Genomic DNA, 19,347 nt, shown 5'->3' with positions numbered 1-19,347 from the left:
AATCGGTTTTAGCAGAACCCCAAATCAGCAAGTCAACCCGGTTTCTGGATAAATAACGCTAGCAAATGCCTTGCTTTCACTGTAGCCGCAGGACCGAATAGGCTTGGTTGTCTTGGATCAATAACTTCACCCTATTTCACTCTCTGAAGCACCTTCGCAACATAGGGCAAGCCGACATTGAATCGTTTTTGACGTTTCTGGCCACCCAGCGCAAGGTGTCCGTTTTGCCCCACCGGCAGGCCACCATCACCCCTGTCATGTTCTCGTAGGTTATTCATGAGAGGATCAGGCCCGAGCGCAAGCCGCGTCTGGCACCAAGATTGCTTGTTCAACGCGGTATGAACGCACCCATTGCCGCGCCTGATCGCTGCCCGATTCCTCAGCCAACTTGAGACCCACGCATGTCCATCCACGCCGCGCTGAACCACGTTACCCACTACTCGTATGACCGGCTGGTCGCCCTGGGGCCGCAGGTGGTCCGCCTGCGCCCTGCCCCGCATTGCCGCAGCAAGATCATCTCGTACTCGCTCAAGATCGAGCCTGAGGGCCATTTCATCAACTGGCAGCAGGACCCGTTTGCCAACTACCAGGCGCGCCTGGTGTTCCCGGACAAAACCAAAGAGTTCAAGGTCACCGTTGACGTTGTTTTGGACATGGCGGTCTACAACCCGTTTGACTTTTTCCTGGAGCCCGAGGCCGAAGAGTTTCCGTTCAATTACGCTGCCGAACTCAAGCAGGAACTCGCCCCCTACCTGACACCTGACCCGGTGACGCCGCTGGTGCAGGCCTACCTCGACAAGATCGACCGCACCAAACGCCGCAGCGTGTTGTTTCTGGTCGACTTAAACCAGTCGGTGCAACACGCCGTCAACTACACCATTCGGATGGAGCCGGGGGTGCAAACGCCTGAGGAAACACTCACGCTGGGTTCCGGCTCGTGCCGCGACTCGGCCTGGCTGATGGTGCAGCTGCTGCGCAACTGTGGCCTGGCCGCACGGTTTGTATCGGGCTACCTGATCCAACTCAAACCCGATGTCAAGTCGCTCGACGGCCCGAGCGGCACCGAGGTCGATTTCACCGACTTACACGCCTGGTGTGAGGTCTATTTACCCGGCGCGGGCTGGGTCGGGCTCGATGCCACCTCGGGCCTGCTGGCCGGTGAAGGCCACATTCCGCTGGCCTGCACACCACAACCATCGGGCGCCGCACCCATTGAAGGCGGCGTGGATGAGTCCGAAGTGACCTTTGCCCACCACATGCAGGTGACGCGTATTTACGAATCCCCCCGTGTCACCAAACCCTACACCGAGGAGCAATGGGCTGAGATCATGGCGCTGGGCCACGCGGTGGACGCCGACCTGCAGACCAGCGATGTGCGCCTGACCATGGGCGGTGAACCCACTTTTGTGGCGGTCAACGACCGTGATGCACCGGAATGGAATACCGACGCGCTGGGGCCGACCAAGCGCGGCTTTGCCACCGAATTGGTGCACAAGCTGCGCAAGGAGTACGGTGAAGGCGGCTTTTTGCACTACGGCCAGGGCAAGTGGTACCCCGGTGAGCAATTGCCGCGCTGGGCCTTGAACATTTACTGGCGCGCCGACGGCCAACCCATCTGGGCCAACCCGGCGCTGTTTGCCGACGAACGCGTGCCCACGCACTACACCAGCCAGGACGCACAACGCTTCACCCACACGCTGGCGACCAAACTGGGCATCACCGACAAGTTTGCCCAGACCGCGTATGAAGACACCTGGTACTACCTGTGGCGTGAACGCCGTCTGCCCGTCAATGTGGACCCGTTCAACTCGAAGTTGGACGACGAGATGGAACGCGCCCGCCTGCGCCGCGTGTTCACGCAAAAACTCGACACCCCCGTGGGTTATGTGCTGCCGATCAAGGTGGCGGGTTATGACGACACCTATGGCGCGGCCTGGACCACCGGCCCCTGGTTTTTGCGTGACGAGCGCATGTACCTGATGCCGGGCGACTCACCCATGGGCCTGCGCCTGCCGCTGGACTCCTTGCCCTGGGTCAGCGAGGCCGATTTCCCGTACATGATCGAGCAGGACCCATCCACCTTGCGTGGTGAGTTGCCGCTGCATGCCAGCGTGGCTGGGCGTTACGCCAATGCGGCGTCTGACACTGCCAGCGCGCGCAGCAGCGTGAGCCCGGGTGTATCCGATGTGCCCAGCGGCCACGCCCCCGGCAAGGCCGGTCTGGCACTCGGTGCGGCGCGCCGTGCCGCCGCCGCAGTGGCTTCGGCCATGACCGGCAACACCAGCGCGGCTGCCGCTTATCTGGCCGGCACCGGCCCGCAGTCGGAGGCCAGCCGACTGATGCAAAGCCCCACCGGCCCGGCCAGCAGCACCGCCAGCCACGCCCAAAGCAACTTCCAGCCCGAGCCCGCTGACTTTGCCCGTGTGCCAGAGCGGCAGGAGTCCGCCCACTGGATCACCCGCACCGCGCTGTGTGTGGAGGTGCGCGACCCGCGCCGCGCCAATGGCCCCAAGGCCGAGGCAGTCGGCACGGCCTCGGGCGTGCTCTACATCTTCATGCCGCCGCTGGAGCGGCTGGAACACTACCTGGACCTGCTCGCGGCGGTGGAAGCCACCGCACAGGAGCTGGGTGTACAGATCGTCATCGAGGGTTACCCGCCGCCGCGCGACCCGCGCCTGAAATTGCTCAGCGTCACGCCCGACCCCGGTGTGATCGAGGTCAACATCCACCCGGCCAACAGCTGGAAAGAGCTGGTCTACAACACCGAATTCCTCTACAACGCAGCATTCGAGTCGCGCCTGAGCGCCGAGAAGTTCATGACCGATGGCCGCCACACCGGCACCGGTGGTGGCAACCACTTTGTGATGGGTGGCGCCACACCGGCCGACAGCCCGTTTTTGCGCAAGCCCGAGTTGTTGGCCAGCCTGCTGCTGTATTGGCACAACCACCCGAGCCTAAGTTATTTGTTCAGCGGCATGTTTGTCGGGCCCACCAGCCAGGCACCGCGCGTGGATGAGGCGCGCAACGACCAGCTCTACGAGCTGGAAATTGCCATCGAACAAATCTACAAAAACCGTGAGATCCACGGCCAGTCGATGCCGCCCTGGCTGATTGACCGCACGCTGCGCAACATCCTGATCGACGCCACTGGCAACACCCACCGCAGCGAAATCTCGATCGACAAGATGTACTCGCCCGACTCGGCCACCGGTCGCCTGGGCCTGCTGGAGCTGCGCGCGTTTGAGATGCCGCCGCACCCACACATGAGCAGTGTGCAGCAGTTGCTGCTGCGTGCGCTGATTGCCCGCTTCTGGAAAACGCCGTACAAAGCCCCGGCCACGCGCTGGGGCACCGAGTTGCATGACCGCTTCATGCTGCCCAAATTCATCGAGATGGATTTCCTGGACGTGATGAGCGAAATGCGCGCAGCCGGTTACGCCTTTGACGACAGCTGGTTTGCGCCGCATGTGGAGTTCCGCTTCCCGCTGATTGGCTCGATCTGCACCGCAGGCATCCAACTCACGCTGCGCAACGCGCTGGAGCCCTGGCATGTGATGGGTGAAGAAGGTGCGCCGGGCGGCACCGCACGTTACGTGGACTCCTCCCTGGAGCGCATCGAGGTGCGTGTCACCGGCCTCAACGAGAGCCGTTATGTGGTCACCTGCAACGGCCGCGCGATGGCTTTGCAGCCCACTGGTGTGCAGGGTGAATACGTCGGTGGTGTGCGTTACAAAGCCTGGAACCCACCCAGCAGCCTGCACCCGAGCATTGGGGTTCACGCACCGCTGGTGTTTGACGTGATCGACACCTGGATGAAACGCTCACTCGGCGGCTGCCAGTACCACGTGGCGCACCCCGGTGGCCTGAGTTACCAGAGCCTGCCGGTCAACGCCAACGAGGCCGAGAGCCGCCGCCTGTCACGCTTCACCGCCATGGGCCACACGCCGGGGGTTGTGAATGTGCCACCCGCCACCATCAACCAGCCCGGCAGCCACGAGTTTCCGTTCACGCTGGATTTGCGTCGGGGCTAAAAGACAGGATGCATTCACTGAAGTGATGGCATCGGGGGTGGGCCATATGGGCCAAAGCGGGGAGCCTCATACGCGCTGCGCTTTGCGAAATCGGCCCACCGCTTTGGCCCACACGGCCTGAGACGGTGGTGGCACGCGATGCCTTTTAGGACGCCTGTGGCGTCCGGCTATTGGATGCAAGCGAACTTGTGACGCACCTCGCAGTGGGTGGGGGTGTTGGGGACCACCGATTTCGCAAAGCGCAGCGCGTATGAGGTGGGCCCCAATACCCCGCCCACTGCCACCCACAGCCTGCGATTCCACGGGCAAACATATCTTTTTCGATAGCAATCATCCCTTGATTTATAAGGGCTATAGGCTATTTGATTGCAAAACAGGCAAACGTCAGCCAAGCGACCCACTGACCAGCTAACATGCCCCGCTGAGCAGCGCCCTGCAAGCCTCTGCCACCCCGTTGCACAACCGACTCAGACAGGAGCATGAACCGTGATCTCGCGCCCCCTCGACCCAGGTGAAGCGTTTTTCTTCCTGTCTGACCAACTCTCGTGTATGAACTTTGTGGTGCTGGCCGAGCGCAGCGGCACGCTCGCACCTGCAGCCATCCACCGCGCACTCGACACGGTGCAACAGGAACACGCGCTGCTGCAAACCCACATCAGCTGGACAGAGGCCAACGGCCTGCGTTTTGAGCCGGCACCCGGCCAAAAGATTGACCTGGTGTGCCACAGGGCCAGGGGCCAACACTGGCAGCGTCTGATAGAGCAGGAGCTCTCGCACACCTTTGCGCCAGACAGCGCGCCGCTGATGCGCTGCCACTACATCGCGCTGCCTGCCACCAACGCCTGTGTGCTGGCGCTGACGTTTCACCACTCGGTGGCCGATGGCCGATCTGGCACCGCCATCCTGCGCCGAATGCTCAGCCTGATGGTCCAGGAATCAACACCAGCAACTGGCATCGCCCCCACCCACCTGCCACCGATGGCCGAGTTGATGCCCGCGCCCTACCGCTGGGCCGAGCAGCCAGAGGCAGCCAAACAATTGCGTAACACCCTGGTGGCCGACTACCGCCGCCATGGCCTGCTACCCAGCATTCCTTGGCTGGCTGCAGAGGCCAAGCACCGCGAGCCCCGGCTGATGCGTGTGTTGCTCGATACCGCCACCACCACCCGCCTGATTCAACAAGCACGGACCCAAGGCTGCACCGTGCATGGCGCCTTGTGTGCCGCCCAGTTACTGGCGCAGTGGCAGCTGCAACCCACGGCTGAGCCGGTGGCGTCTTTCCTGTGCTGCCCGGTGGATTTACGCCCGCATCTGGAGCCGGTGCCGCCCACCACACCCACGGGCTTTTTCACCTCGCTGATTTCAGGCAGCTTTTTGACCGGCCCGGACACGGATGCCTGGGCGCTGGCGCGCGAGATCGTGGCCCAGACTCGCAAACAAATCGCGCGGGGTGAAGGCCACCTGCTCTACCACCTGTATGGGCTGGACGGCTCGCCCCTGCCGCCGCAGGCGCTGGAGAGTTTTCGCAAAAAAACCATGGCCTCGCTGCCCAACACCATGGTCAGCAACATCGGGGTGGTTGAGCCGGTGGCAGATGACCCGGCGGTGCAAGCCATCTCGTTTGCGCTGTGCCCAATGCCGTATCAGACGCTGTTCACCGCCGCCAGTTGTTACCAGGGCCAGCTGATCCTGAACATTGGGTATGACGCAGCGCGCATCACCAGCGACACCGCCCAGGCGCTGGCCACCGGGCTGCAGAACAGACTGATGTTGATGGCTCAAAACCCGTCTTAGCCCTTATCAAACAAGGCGATACAGCTATCTTTTTTAAGATTCACCCCGACTCACGCTGTCGCCGTCGTTGGGGCGCAGGGTCCAGAACAACAGGGAAGAGAGCAAGGTCAAACCACCCAGGGTGAGAAACGCGTGGTGGATGGCGCTGGTCACCGCCGGGGCATTGGTCTGGGGCAGACCCGCCAGGTAAAAACCGGTCACCAGCGAACCACAGGCCAGGCCAAAACTCAAGGACATCTGCTGCAAGGTGCTGGCCAGCGTGCTGGCCATGGCGGTGTCCTTGTCCTCAATGTCGGCATAAGCCATGGTGTTCATGCTGGAAAACTGCAGCGAGTTGAACAGCCCCATCAGCAAACCCAGCAACACAATCATGGCAATGGGTGTGCCCACCCCCACCAGGCTGTAGCAGGCAATGGTGCAGCCCACCAGCACGGTGTTGACGATCAGCACCTGGCGGTAACCAAAACGCCGCAGCATCCAGGCGGCAACCATCTTCATGCCCATGGCGGCAGCGGCGGCGGGCATCATCAACAGACCCGACTGCCAGGCCGGCAGGCCCAAGCCCACCTGGTACAACAGCGGCAGCAAAAACGGCATGCCACCCACACCGAGCCGGGTCACAAAACCACCCAGCACCGACACCCGAAAGGTGCGCACCAACAGCAAGGAGAGGCGCAGCAGCGGGTGTGGCCAGCCCAGCGCGTGCCAGACGTAGGCCGCCAGCAGGCTCAGGGACAGCAGCAACACCCCCAGCGCCTCGGTGGTGCTCAGGGTGTGTTCACCAAACACCTCCAGCAGCCACGATAGCAGCGCCACCCCGCTGCCAAACAGCAGCAGCCCCCGCACATCGAGCGGGGTGCGGGTGTCACTGCGGTAGTCGGGCATGTAACGGTGGCCAAACCACAGTGCGGCCAGCCCCACCGGCACGTTGACAAAAAAGATGTCGCGCCAGCTCAGCCAGTGCACGATCAGCCCTCCCACCGTGGGGCCCAGCAAAGGCCCCAACAGCGCGGGGATGATGACAAAGTTCATCGCCCGCAGCAGCTCCCCCTTGGGAAAGGTGCGCACAACGGCCATGCGCCCAACCGGCATCATCATCGCCGCCGCAATGCCCTGCGGCACCCGCGCGGCCACCAGCATCGGCGCATTGACCGCCAGCCCACAGGCCACCGACGACAGGATGAACAGCATCAAAGCCGACATGAAGACGCGGCGGCTGCCATAACGCTCGGCCAGCCAGCCACTCACCGGGATACTCACCGCCAGACTCAGGATGTAACTGGTCACCACCGCCTTCAGGCTCAGCGGGGTCACGCCCAGGCTGATTGCCATGGCGGGAATGCCGGTGTTGACGATGGTGGCGTCGAGCTGCTCCATGAACAGCGCGGTGGCCACCACCCAGGGCAGGTACCGTTTGGTGGTGGCCTGCGCCACGCCCGGCTCTGGCACACCGGTGCTCATGGCACACACCGGTAAAAACCGGGGCGCAACAGCCTCAGCAAGCCCGCTGACCCGCGGTGTTTTGCAAAGCCTCGCGCACCGCCTGGATCACCGGCGCCCAACCGCCTTCCAGCGGCTGGCGAAACAGCTGCAAGGCGCCGGGGTACCAGGGGGAGTCGCTGCGTTGCTCCAGCCAGCGCCAATCGGTCATGAACGCTGGCAACAGCACCCAGCAGGGTTTGCCCAGCGCACCGGCCAGATGCGCCACGGCGGTGTCCACACTGATCACCAAGTCCAACTGCGTGATGATGGCGGCGGTGTCGGCAAAATTGCCCAGCTCTGGGGCCAGGTTGATCAGCGGCTGCGCCAGCTGCAACCGGCGCACCTCTTGTTCACCCTGGCCTTTTTGCAGGCTGAAAAACTGCACGCCGGGCACCTCCCACAAGGGTGCCAGTGTCTGCAGACCCGGCAGCGAGCGCTGGCTGTCGTTGCCAAAAGCCGGGTTGCCCTGCCAGACCAGCCCCACCCGCAAGGCGGGTGGCAGATTCAGGCGTTTGACCTGCTGGCTCCAACGCTCGGCTTTGGCGGGCGGCACCGCCAGATACGGCAGCTTGGCAGGAATGGTATCGAGCTGGGTGCCCACATAGTGCGGCAGGCTCATCACCGGCACCCAATAGTCCCAGTCGCTGGCCGACACATCGTCGTTGAAACCAAATACCTCACCCACCCCGTCCAGCGTCTGCAGCAGCTCTTTGAGCTCGGGGTGGCACAACATGTCGACATGATCAGCGCCCAGGCGCCGCAGCTCCGCAACATAACGGCAAAACTGGATCATGTCACCAAAACCAGCCTCGTACACCACCAGCACCGCACGGTTGGCCAGCGACTGGCCTTTCCAGCGGCGACAGCGCAGGCGCATCTCAATCGGCTGGTACCAGTCGCGGAATTCCAGGTGGAACCAGCCCTCGGTGTAACGGCCCTTGCGCAGCAACAGGCAGGCCAGGTTGAAATGGGCACTGGCATGTTGCGGGTCAAGCTGCAGCGCGGTGTGCAGGCATTTTTCGGCCTCTTCGTCGCGGTGGTTCTGGGCCAACAAGGCACCCAGGTTGCACCAGGTGCCCGGCAAAGACGGGTCCACGTCCAGCGCCCGGCGGTAAGCGGCCTCGGCGGCATGAAAGAACTTGAGCTCGGCCAGCAAGGCGCCAAAGTTCAGGTGGATACGGGCGTTGTCGGGCTGCAGCTCAATGGCCAGCTCGTAGTGGCGCACCGCCTCACTCATGCTGCCACGCCGATCCAGCAGCCAGGCCAGGTTGGCATGGGCTTCAGCCAGCCCGGGGGCCAGGTCCAGCGCGTTCATCAGAAGCGCTTCGGCGGTGTCATATTGGTCAGACCTGAGGGCTGTGCTGCTTTGTGCAAACAGCTCCTCAGCCTGTTCTAGCGATGTGTTCATGATGGTGCGTATAACCCTTCAGTTCATCCAACGGTAAGCCAAGTCTGGGGCTCGACTGTTGTCGACGTGCAGTAGCTATTTTCCATCATTTCTGTAGGGTTAAAACCATCGGCCCACCGTCACACAGGCCATCTGACAGCATCAACAGCTGGTAGCGGCCTGAGGTTTCCTGCAACACAGTGAGTGCCTCGGGTTTGATCTCGGCATCACAGCGGCGCAGTTTGACCGCCCCCAGGTCCAGCCTGGCCAGCAGCCGGGGCTGCACCAGATCCTGGCTGGTTTTGCCATCCCAGTGAAAAACTGCCCAGCCAACGGCCTCACTGTCACCATCATCATCGGGGCCGGCCAGCACCAGAACACCGTCGGACACGGCCACCATGTCACGGATGCCACGGTGACCCCCCAGGGCCAGCCGGGTCACCTGCGGCCTGGCATCACCCCCCTCAAACAGCGCCTTGGCGTCCACCGCCAAGGTGAAAGCGGCACCATTGATCACCGGCCCGCGAAAACCAAACATCAATCGCCCATCCCGCACCGCCAAACCTTCGATGTTGATTCCCTGCTGGCCGCTCAGGCCAGGCGCCTTGGGCGGTGGCTCGGTGCCCAGGCATTTGCGCTCACCCACATACGCCGCCAACTCGGGCTGAGCCTGCATCAGCGACCAGAGCCGCCCACTTGTCTTCAGGCTGGCGGGCACTGCGCGGCCACTGTTCGGGTCCAGCTGCAGCCGCAGCACCAGGCGACTGTCAGGGTTGCTGGCACAGTCGGCACGTTTGGCAGAGTGTGAACCGGTGATGTACACATCCTGACCATCGGTGGCGGCTGCTTCGGCATCCAGCTCACCTTGTAAACCGGTCAAGGACAGAACCTGCGGGTCGGGCACCAGGGCACGCTCTGTCAAGGTGGCAAAACCGACTTGCGTGCCCTCGTCAAAAGCCACCAGGCAAACCCGCTGCTGGCTGGCATTCACGGTGCAGGCGATGCCACTGGCCGACTGCCGGGTTTTCTGCAGCTTTTTGGCCTTGACGTCAAAGGCAAAACCGTCGCCACTGTCTAGGATCGGGCCGCTGGGCGCCACCACAGGCGCCTGCGTCGGAGATGGGGTCTGGGCAAGCGTCAAACCGCAACACAACAGCAGCGACATGCCCACAGCTGCGGCAACGTGATGTACACAGGATCGGCTCCGTTTCATGTTTTGGCCTCCATGCTCAAACCACCACTGCGCAGAATTTTGACCGCCACCGCCTGGCGCAGCACGCCGGCCTGTGGCACGACCAGGGTCAGCTGGCTTTTGGCGCGGGTGATGCCGGTGTAAAGCAGCTCACGCGTTAACACCGGGGTCATGCGCTCAGGCAGGACCAGTGCCACTTGGTCAAACTCGGAGCCCTGCGACTTGTGCACCGTCATCGCCAACACGGTTTCGATAGCGTCCAGGCGGCTGGGCAGCACCCAGCGTACACCTATCACCCCGTCCGGGCCAGCCGCCGCAAAAGCCACGCGCAGGCCACGGGTGCTGGGCAGGCACAGGCCCACGTCGCCGTTCATGAGGCCCAGGTTGTAGTCGTTGCGTGTCACCATCACCGGGCGGCCTGGGTACCAGCCCTCCAGCGGGAAAGCCAGCGCGCGCGCCAGGCTGCGGTTGAGCGCCAGCACACCGGCCGGGCCCTCGCGCAGCGCACACAAGACCTGAAAACGGCCCAGTGCCTTGAGCAGCAGCAAGGCTTGTTCATCGTCACACACCTTTGATTCGGCTTGCAGCGCCAACAGGCTGGCCAGCGTGGGCTGCCAGGCGGCCAGGACCAGCGCCGCCAGACCCGCATCGCTGCCAGGAGCGGGTTGCAGCCGGGTCACACTGGCCTCTTGTGTGTTGGACCAGCGCGGCGTGGCCTCCCACAACGCCGCCACGGCCTGCCTATCGCCCGCGTTGACGGCGCTGGCCCACTGGCCAATCAAGCTGTTGGACGCAAAACGGTGGCTGTGGCGCAGCATCACGGTTTGCTGCGCCAGGGCAGAGCCTGCGCCTGCCCAGGGACTCACATCCTGCCCGGTGTGGCGCTGCAACCATTGCTCCGTCTCTGCGCTGTAGCCACCGGCCTGGGCACCCGCACACAGCTGGCCCATCACCGCACCGGCCTCGACCGAGGCCAGCTGGTCCTTGTCACCGAGCAGAATCAGGCTGGCAGACAGCGGCACGGCCGCCATCAGCCGCGCCATGAGTTCCAGGTCAATCATCGAGGCCTCGTCCACCACCACCACATCCAGCGCCAACTGCGGTGCGGCGCTGGCCAGCACGGCCGCGCGCACCTGCAGCAGCTTGTGCAGGGTCTGCGCCTGGGTTGGTATATGGGCCTGCATGGCCAGCGGCAGGCGCTGGATCGCCTGGGAAATCGACTCACCCAAGCGCGCCGCCGCCTTGCCGGTGGGCGCCGCCAGTGCAATACGCAGGGGCCGACTGGCCTGCGACTGCAACAGCGCCAGCAGCCGCACCACCGTGGTGGTTTTGCCGGTGCCCGGGCCGCCGGTGATCAGCGTGAAACGCCCACGTGCCGCGAGAGCGCAGGCCACTTTTTGCCAGTCTGGGGCCGTGCTGGCATCGGCGGTGGCCGCTGGTCCACGCTCAAACAAACTGTCGAGCGCCTGGGCCAGCCCCTCGGGCACCACACAAGGCAGGGCCAGCCGCGCCAGGATCGAGCTGCGAATGGCTTGTTCGGCTAACCAGTTGCGCCGCAAATACAGGCGCTCACCATCAAGCACCAGCGGGCTGGCCTCACCCTGGCACCAAGGCAGGCTATTGGCGGCATCAGCCAGATCAGGCGGCAGAGTCGCTTGCCAGCGGGCGTCCCAGCCCAGGGCCAACACGCCGTTCTGGCGCAGCAGGTCCAAGTCCAGGCAGGCGTGGCCGCGACCAAACTGGTGGCTGGTCAGCGCGGCCAGCCAGGTGTGGCGCACATCCTCACTGGGTTGGGCTTGTTGCAGGTAACGAGCGAAGGCGCGGTCGAGTGCGGTGAGCGGTAGTTCGGGCTCAGCCAGACTCACAAGATCCATCACAAGAGCCTCGTTCATGGTGTCAGCTCCACCTGGGCAAACACCTCATCCAGCGCCTCGATCAAGGCCACGGGCGGGCTCACATGCAGCAGGCCGCAGCAGGGCTGATCGATGCCGCGCAGGAACAGGTACAAGGCGCCGCCCAGGTGTTGGGCCGGTTCGTAGTCGGGCAAACGGCTCTTGAGCAGCCGATGCAGCGCCAGCAGGTACAGCGCGGCCTGCACGTCGTAGCGGTGGTTCAGCATGGCCTGCTGCAAGGCCTCGGGCAAGTAGGCCGCGAGGCGGTTGGACTTGTAGTCGAGCACGTAATACCGCCCCTGGTTCAGCAGCACCAGGTCCATGAAGCCAGTCAACATGCCTTGTAGCTGGCGGTGTTGCAAGGCTGGGCGGGTGTGGCCGGGCCAAATCTGGCGCGTGATCAAGGCATCCAGTTCCTCACTGGCCAAGTGGTGTACCGGCAGGCTAAAACCCATCTCGGGCCACATGTCCTGTAGCTTGATATCACTTAAATTGATAGCTGATGGCCCTTGATTTGTGAGGGCTAGAGGCAGATTTGACTTAATAATCAAACGCACCCAGTCGTCCAGCAGTGCGCTGTGTGTGGGGCTCAGGTGGTGGCGCTGGCTTAAGCGCGCCAGCAGGGTGTGCCAGGGCTGGGTCAGCGGGGACGGGTCAGCGTCTGTGCCAGCAGGCCAGCCGTGGACCGCCTGCCACTCCAGCAAGTCGTGCAACAAGGTGCCATAACGGCTGCCCGCCGGAAAGTCGTTCAAACGCGGCGCCTCGGTCAGTAAATCAGCCGGAGCTGGGCCTGTGATGTCCTGGTCCTCATCCACCAGCACGTTGTCGGTCTGGGCGTCCAGCAGGCGTTCATCACGCTCGCTGGGCAGCGTGGCAGACGCGCCGTGCGCCAAGTCGCGCGTGAGTGCGCTGAAACTGGCAGTCCACCAGCGGTTGTAGATCAGCCGTTGCGGCACCCGGGCGCTTTGTGGCTGTTTGACCTCAACCACCTGCTGGTAGACGTCTTCGGTGGGCTCGGGGGCGGTCAGCACCGCGATGTGTTCCCCGGCCCAGGCTTGCAACTTATCCCACAAATCGTCCGGCGTGCTGCGCCCAAGCAGGCTGGAGATGGCGCTTTTGACCTGGGGCGATTTGCCATCCACGTCCCCCTTGACCTGGGCCACACCAAGCCAGAGCGCTTGTTTGGCTCGGGTCAACGCCACATAAAGCAGGCGGATGTCTTCACTGAGGCGCTCCGCATCGTCGCGGCCACTGTCCTTGTCCTCGGCGCGGTAGAGCGAGATGAACGGCAGAAACACCAGCGGGTACTCCAGCCCCTTGGATTTGTGCAGCGTCACCACCTGCACCAGGTTGGCGTCACTCTCCAGCCGCAGCTGCGCGGCCTCACCACTGGCCTGCGGGCGGCGCAGCTGCTCCTCCAGGTAACGGATCAGGGCGCCCTCGCCTTGCACCTGCAGGCTGGCCGCTTGCAACAGCTCACCCAGGTGCAGCAGGTTGGTCAGTGCGCGTTCACCCTGCGCCGGGTCTTGTAACAGGCGTTGGGCCAGGCCCTGGTCGTGCAACAGGCGGTACAACATCGGCAAAAAGCCCTGGGCGCGCCAGACACGTTGCCACTGCAGAAACTGCTCGACCAAGGCGTCCCAGGCTGCCTCATCGGCCAACAGCGTATCAAGTGCGCCCCAGCCCAGCGACCAGGTGGGTGTGGCCAGTGCGGCGCGTACCAGTCGGTTCGATCCCGGGCTGGCCACCGCGCGCAGCAAACGCCACAAGTCCTTGGCCTGCTGGCTGTCAAACACGCTGTTGCGCTCGGACAAATACACACTGCGCACACCACGTTGTGTCAGCGCCTGGCGAATCGCTTCGGCCTCGCTCCAGTTGCGCACCAGCACCGCCATGTGACCACTCTGCGCGGCGCCACTTTGCAACAGCGCCACCATCTGGCTGGCAAACACGTCGGCCATCTGGCTCAGAAAGTCGTCCTTGGTCGGGGGTTTGGCAAACGGCAAATGCCACACCGTCATCGCCACCTGGGGCCGACCGGCCACCTGCAGCGGCTGGATGCTGGGGTTGCGGGCGTCCACCGGCACAAAAGGCACGCTGCCAAAAGGCTGGTGCGCTAACTCAAACACCCGGTTCACCGCCGCCACGACACCGGGTGTGGAGCGGAAATTGCCCGGCAGGTTGTAGATGCCCTGGGCCTGGTCACGCGCCAGCAGGTAGGTGGCGAGGTCGGCACCGCGAAAGCTGTAGATGGCCTGTTTGGGGTCACCAATCATGATCAGGCCAGTGTTCTCTGACTTCTGCTGATCTTCAGAAGAAATAGGGCTGTAGCCCTTATCTTCACTGGGCATATCGCTATAAATTTTGCGTAAGCTGCCAAACTGCCAGGGGTCGGTGTCCTGGAACTCGTCGACCAACGCCACCGGGTACTGGGCACGAATCGCTGCCGCCAGCCGCCCATCGGGCTCCTGCAGCGCGTGGTAGAGGTTTTGCAGCAGATCAGAAAAGTCAAACTGCGCGGCCTGCGCCTTGGCGCGTTGGTAACTCCGCTGCACCTCTTGTGCGGCGTGCGTCAACAAGTCGGTCACCACGTCGGGCTCGGCGTTCAGGTGCTCAGTCAGGGCTTCCAGTTGGGCAAACACCGGCCATTGGTCAGCGGCGGCCCAGCCTTTGGCCATCAGGGTGCGGGTGGTGAATCGCTCCAAGGTGGTTGTGTCGATATCGCTGCCCTGGGCCCAGTCGGCCATCTGGGCCAGCCAGCCGCTGAGCCAGTCCGGTCGGTAGTTCTTCAAGATCTTCGCTGCCGCCACATCCTGCACGGCTTGGGCAACTTCGGGTGTCCAGCCCAGGCGTGCTGGGTTTTCCAGTCCTTGGCGGCGCTGTTGCCAAACCGCCCAGCGGGCCAGCAACACATCGGGTGGGGTGGGTGCTGTCCCCTGCGTTTGCGGGGCACGGTCGAACTCGCGCCACAGGGCCTTGAGTTTGCCCAGCAACGTCTGCGGGGTGTCGCCCACGGCCTTGAGTGCGGCCAGGGTCTGGTCGTCCAGCGCGTAAAACCAGCGGCGCCAGTAGTCTTGGGTGGCCACGAGTTGCAAGCGTTCGCCATCCTCAACCCGGTTCTGGGTGAACAGGCTGGCGCTGTCAAACGCATGGGTTTTGAGCATGCGGCTGCTCCAGCCGTGGATGGTGAAAATGGCCGCGTCGTCCATCCACTGCGCCGCCATGTCCAGGCGCTGGGCGCAGATTGGCCAGTGTTCGGGCGCGATGCTGCTGCGCAGATCACGCAAAAAGTCATCGACCTTGGGCGCATCACCAGTCATGAAAAACCGGGCAGACAGCGCCAGCCGTTCGCGGATGCGTTCACGCAGCTCGGCGGTGGCGGCTTCGGTGAAGGTCATCACCAGGATTTGTGGTGGGTACAGGCCAATGCTCGGCTGGTCGGACTCGGCGGTATGGCCAAGCACCAAGCGCACATAGAGCGCGGCCAGTGTCCAGGTTTTGCCGGTGCCGGCTGACGCCTCGATCAACTGCAGGCCATGCAGCGGCAGGGTCAAGGGGTTGAGTGTGTGCACGGCGGGTGTGGCCGTTGAGGTGGTGTTGGGGCTGCTGGTCATGCGGCGATCCCCGTGCTTACCTCGGCCTGGGCCAGCAAATCACCATAAAGCTGCTGCGCCCAGTGTGGCAGGGCTTCAGCCAGTTCGTCATAACTCGCAAAGGCGCGCTGCAGGTAGGCCGACTCGGCACGTTCACCACCGCGCTGGCCTCCTTCAAATGCGTCGCGGGTGGACTCGTGCGGGTCTTTGGCAGGTTTGCCTGCGGCCAGCAGCGCCTGGTTTTGGCGCTCGGCCAGCAGGTAGGCCCAGGCGGTTTTGCAGGCCACTGGCAGCGGTTGTGCCCAGGCCTGGGCATAGGCTTGCCCCAGGCGGCTCAGCGTGGCCAAGGCGGTATCGGCTGTCACAGGTTTAAACACCACCTGGCCGTCGACCCCCAGCTGCACACTGGTGATATTGAGTCCACTGGCACAGGCGACCAAGTGGCGCAACCACAGGCCCACCAGCACATGGTGGCGCGCCGCCAGGTTGGCGCCCCTACCTTGCAACACCGCGCCGGTGCGTTCGGCCAGCTGCAGACAAGGTGCATCGTTGCCCTGCCCTTGCGACCACAGGCCACTCAGGGTGCCGGTCAGGGTCTGGGGTACGCCACTGCCCTCCGCCAAACTCAGCTCAATTGGCAAAGCTTCAAGTGCCGCCGGGTAGGTTTGCAACCATGTGGCGCGAGACATCAGCACAGTCTGGGCCTTGTCCATTAGCTCATTGGCCACACGGGTGCCAAAACCTGCCAGTGGCAGCTGACCTGCGGCGTGCAGGCTGCGCAAGGCCAAAGCGCTGCCGTCGGCTTGTAACAACGCGGCACCGGCCTGGTACTGCTGCAGGTGGTTCAGGGCAAAAGGTTCGTCTTCCTGCTCCAGCTCGTCCAGTTCGTCAAACTCGACCTGCAGCCGTTGACGGAAAAACACCTCGACCGGCTGGCGCAGCAGGCGTTGTAGGTCGGCCAGCGTCAAGGCGCTGGGGGCCGCACTGACCGCTGTTGCTTCAGTCACTTCACTATTCATAGCTACCAGCCGACGATTCATGAGGGCTAGAGGCCGAATCTTCTCCCAATCGGCATCAAAGGTCTGGAATCCTGACCCCTGCTCAAAATACACCTCAGAAAACGGTTGCAGCGGTTGCGCCTGCGGCACCCGTTCAGGCGACCAGCTGGCATTGACCACATCGAGCAGCTGCGCCACCAGCACCGAGGGCGGGCGGCTGCTGTTGTCGGCTGCGCTGTGGCCTTGCCAGCTGATGTAAAGCCGGTGGCGCGCTGAGAGCAGCGCCTCCAGAAACAGGTAACGGTCGTCCTCGCGGCGCGAGCGGTCACCGGCACGCCAACTGCTGGCCATCAAATCGAAATCGCGCGCGGCCTGCACACGCGGGTAGGCGCCGTCGTTCATGCCCAACAGCCCAATCACCTTGAACGGGATGGCGCGCATCGGCATCAGGGTGCCAAACTGCACACCACCACCAAAAAATCGCTGCTGCAGCCCGGCTTCGGTGATGTTGGCCAGCCAGTGTTCACGCACCACCTCCAGCGGCAGCGGGGTGTCCAGCGCCGCGTCCTCACAGGCTTGCTGCCAGTCGGCCAACGGTGTCAACAGCCGCTCGATGGCGCGCTCGTCCGCGTCATCGGCCGGGGCAAAAAAGCGTTCGACCAGGGCTTGCAAGAGTTCACCCCACTGTGCGGGCGTGTGTTCAAGTTGCAGTATGGGCAGGGTTTGTTCAATGGCATCGAGCCAGTCCAGCAGGCCAGCGGCCAGCGGTGCGTCCAGGCCACTCAGTGCAGGCTGCGCGAGTGTGTCGCACCAGATCGCGCCGCTGGTCACGTCCTGTTCAGACTGAACCGCATTGCTGCCCAAGGCGTAGCCCAGCAGCAGGCGGCGCAGGCCAAAGGCCCAGGTGTTTTGCGCCAAGCCCTGTGCCCCTGCGGGCAGGCCCCAGGCCAGGCGGTGCTCAGCGTCCAGCCCCCAGCGCACACCGGCGGCGGTTATCCACTGCTGCACCTGGCGCACCGCAGCCTCGTCCAGGCAAAAACGCTCGCGCACCGCCGCCACCTCAAACAGGCCCAGCCAGTCGGCCAGCGAGAGGCGGCTGGTGGGCAGGTTCAGCAACTGCTCCAGCGCCTGCACCAGCGGGCTCAAACGGGGGGTGCTGTCGGCCACCGAATACGGGATGTAACGCGGCTGGCCCGGCGTGAAACGGCCAAACACCGCGTGGATGTGCGGCGCAAAAGCCGCCATGTCGGGCACCATCACCATCACCTCACGCGGCTGCAGGGCGGGGTCGGCCTCCAGCCAGGCCAGCAGCTGGTCGTGCAAGACTTCGAGCTCGCGCTGGGCGCTGTGGCTGGTGACAAACAGCAGCGAGCCGTCGTCCGGCTGGGCCATTGGCTCGGCGGGTGGTGGAGCCAGGTTAAAAATGGCGGACTGCAACTGCGCCAGCTGTGTGGCTGGCGCATCTGCCGCTGCCGGGTCCATAAACACATCGACCCGGCTCCAGTGCGCACGGTAAGACTCGGGCTCGTCAAAGCCGTCGAGCAAATGCAAATAGTCGCGCCCCTGTTTGCCCCAGGAGGCCAGCAGCGGCTGCGCGGTGGCGGCAGGCAGCGACGTAGTGGCGGCCAGTTGTGGCTTGCCCAACTGCCTGCGGCGCACCTGGGCGCGCAGGGCCGCGTGGCCCTCGACCACGTCGCCCCAGAAATACTGACACGGGTTTTGCACCAGCAGCATCACCTGGCACACCTGCCCCAGCGCCGCCAGCGCTTGCACCGCCTGCATCGGCAGCGAGGAAATACCAAACACCATCAAGCGGCGCGGCACACCGGGCGGGCGCTGGCCGCTGTGCCCGCTGCTGACCCATTGCGTCAGCGTCGCCAGAAAACGTTCATGCACGCTGGCACGAGAGGCTTCCATCAACTCTGGGCCCACATCGGTGCGAATGTCGCGCCACAGCTGCACCTGCCAGGTGTGTTCTGGCGGCAGCGGTTGTGGCGCACCCAACGGGCCACGCAACTGGTCCAACCCATCGGCCCAGTCGGCCAGCCAGTCGGCACGGTAACTTTGGTAGGCGTCCAGCACATCGGCCAGTTGCTCGGCCAGCTGGTAGAGCTTGCGCGCCGGGTTGTCGCCCGACAGATAACGCTGCAAGGGTGCGTAGACCGGGTTGGCGGAACACAGCGCAGGCAGCAGGCGCACCAGGCGCCAGAGCAGCGCACTTTTGTCAAACGGCATGTGTGCGGGCACCGCGTCTGCCCCGAGCACCGCGCGGTACATCTGCCAAAGGTAGCTGCTGGGCAGCTCCATGCGGGTGGCGGCACAAATGCCCAGGGCGCCATCCTGGGCCAACGCCAGCTCCAGCCAGTGTTTCATGCCGTTGCTTTGCAGCAGAATGACCTCAGGCTCCAGGGGGCTGAGCGGGTGCGCTGCAACATAGGTCACCAGCAGGTCGCGCAGGTCTTCCAGCCGGTTGCCGTGCAAGACCATGAAGCCACGTGGGCTGCTGGGGTCGGTGGCTGAGTTGGCGGGCGGGTTCACATCTGGTTTCAACATGTTGGCGATACGGGCGGGTGGCGACAACGAGTGTAGTGAGGTGGGCCGCTGGTTCCCGCTCTTTGGGGCGTGAGTTTCTGTGTTTAAGCCGTTGGTTCGCGGGGGGTGATGGCACCCTTTGTTCGCGTGGCGCCAGGCGGGCGGCGGGCTTACCGTTCTCCGGCCCCCTCGCGGGAGACGGTCTAGGTGGGCTAGATAGTTGGGTGTTGCCCCTGGTGGTGGTGCGCCACCTATCTCATCACGCGAGTGGGTTCTGCGCCCGACAAGCCCACCACCCGCCTTCTGTGGGTTGGGATGCAACGCAGGACAGCTGCAGGCTGATTGCGGACTTCCGCATTGCTCCAAAGCAGTCACTAAAACTGAAGTCAGGCCTCATGCGCGCGTGCCTCTCTGAGCAGTCGGCCAAGTTCCTGAAACTGCAAGAT

General features: G+C 63.8%; 9 protein-coding genes. 3 read left to right on the top strand and 6 right to left on the bottom strand.

All coding sequences use genetic code 11. The features are described 5' to 3' along the window. The first annotated feature begins 107 nt into the window (after positions 1 to 107). From KKO72_RS21395 to KKO72_RS18965, 3 genes are all read left to right on the top strand, one after another. Positions 108 to 269: a phage integrase N-terminal SAM-like domain-containing protein gene (locus tag KKO72_RS21395; RefSeq protein WP_214942802.1), complete on the top strand. Its 162-nt coding sequence runs from the start codon at positions 108 to 110 to the stop codon at positions 267 to 269. Between the two features lie 132 nt (positions 270 to 401). Beyond that, positions 402 to 4,031, top strand: coding sequence for a DUF2126 domain-containing protein (locus KKO72_RS18970; protein WP_214942799.1), 3,630 nt, complete (start codon positions 402 to 404; stop codon positions 4,029 to 4,031). Between the two features lie 486 nt (positions 4,032 to 4,517). Then, positions 4,518 to 5,825 (top strand): hypothetical protein, encoded by a 1,308-nt coding sequence (locus KKO72_RS18965; RefSeq protein ID WP_214942796.1) that lies wholly within the window; start codon positions 4,518 to 4,520, stop codon positions 5,823 to 5,825. Positions 5,826 to 5,858: 33 nt separating this feature from the next. Here KKO72_RS18965 and KKO72_RS18960 read toward each other — a convergent pair whose 3' ends face one another. The 6 genes from KKO72_RS18960 to recC all read right to left on the bottom strand — a co-directional run bounded on the left by KKO72_RS18960 (position 5,859) and on the right by recC (position 18,922). Continuing rightward, positions 5,859 to 7,286 carry an MFS transporter gene (locus KKO72_RS18960; RefSeq protein WP_214942794.1) on the bottom strand — a complete coding sequence of 476 codons (1,428 nt, stop codon included), beginning with the start codon at positions 7,284 to 7,286 and terminating at the stop codon, positions 5,859 to 5,861. 34 nt (positions 7,287 to 7,320) lie between these two features. Continuing rightward, on the bottom strand, positions 7,321 to 8,715 hold the full coding sequence (locus KKO72_RS18955) for a tetratricopeptide repeat protein (protein WP_214942791.1): 1,395 nt from the start codon (positions 8,713 to 8,715) through the stop codon (positions 7,321 to 7,323). Positions 8,716 to 8,800: 85 nt separating this feature from the next. Then, positions 8,801 to 9,907 carry a DUF3616 domain-containing protein gene (locus tag KKO72_RS18950; RefSeq protein WP_214942788.1) on the bottom strand — a complete coding sequence of 369 codons (1,107 nt, stop codon included), beginning with the start codon at positions 9,905 to 9,907 and terminating at the stop codon, positions 8,801 to 8,803. Further along, complete coding sequence (gene recD / locus KKO72_RS18945; protein WP_214942785.1) at positions 9,904 to 11,778, bottom strand: exodeoxyribonuclease V subunit alpha; 1,875 nt, start codon at positions 11,776 to 11,778, stop codon at positions 9,904 to 9,906. The genes KKO72_RS18950 and recD overlap by 4 nt, the downstream gene beginning before the upstream one ends. Beyond that, positions 11,775 to 15,392: an exodeoxyribonuclease V subunit beta gene (gene recB / locus KKO72_RS18940; RefSeq protein WP_214942783.1), complete on the bottom strand. Its 3,618-nt coding sequence runs from the start codon at positions 15,390 to 15,392 to the stop codon at positions 11,775 to 11,777. Before recB ends, recD begins: the two co-directional genes overlap by 4 nt. Then, on the bottom strand, positions 15,389 to 18,922 hold the full coding sequence (gene recC, locus KKO72_RS18935) for an exodeoxyribonuclease V subunit gamma (protein WP_214942780.1): 3,534 nt from the start codon (positions 18,920 to 18,922) through the stop codon (positions 15,389 to 15,391). The genes recB and recC overlap by 4 nt, the downstream gene beginning before the upstream one ends. Between the last annotated feature and the right edge of the window lie 425 nt (positions 18,923 to 19,347).

The sequence above is a fragment of the Rhodoferax sp. U11-2br genome (genome assembly GCF_018619435.1).
GTDB lineage: Bacteria > Pseudomonadota > Gammaproteobacteria > Burkholderiales > Burkholderiaceae_C > Rhodoferax.
This window is presented reverse-complemented; position numbering and strand designations above follow the sequence as displayed.

Excerpts from the sequence above, each read along its gene's own strand:
- KKO72_RS18970 (WP_214942799.1), top strand. The coding sequence starts at position 402 with ATGTCCATCCACGCCGCGCTGAACCACGTTACCCACTACTCGTATGAC.
- KKO72_RS18960 (WP_214942794.1), bottom strand. The coding sequence starts at position 7,286 with ATGAGCACCGGTGTGCCAGAGCCGGGCGTGGCGCAGGCCACCACCAAA.
- KKO72_RS18955 (WP_214942791.1), bottom strand. The coding sequence starts at position 8,715 with ATGAACACATCGCTAGAACAGGCTGAGGAGCTGTTTGCACAAAGCAGC.
- KKO72_RS18950 (WP_214942788.1), bottom strand. The coding sequence starts at position 9,907 with ATGAAACGGAGCCGATCCTGTGTACATCACGTTGCCGCAGCTGTGGGC.
- recD (WP_214942785.1), bottom strand. The coding sequence starts at position 11,778 with ATGAACGAGGCTCTTGTGATGGATCTTGTGAGTCTGGCTGAGCCCGAA.
- recB (WP_214942783.1), bottom strand. The coding sequence starts at position 15,392 with ATGACCAGCAGCCCCAACACCACCTCAACGGCCACACCCGCCGTGCAC.
- recC (WP_214942780.1), bottom strand. The coding sequence starts at position 18,922 with ATGTTGAAACCAGATGTGAACCCGCCCGCCAACTCAGCCACCGACCCC.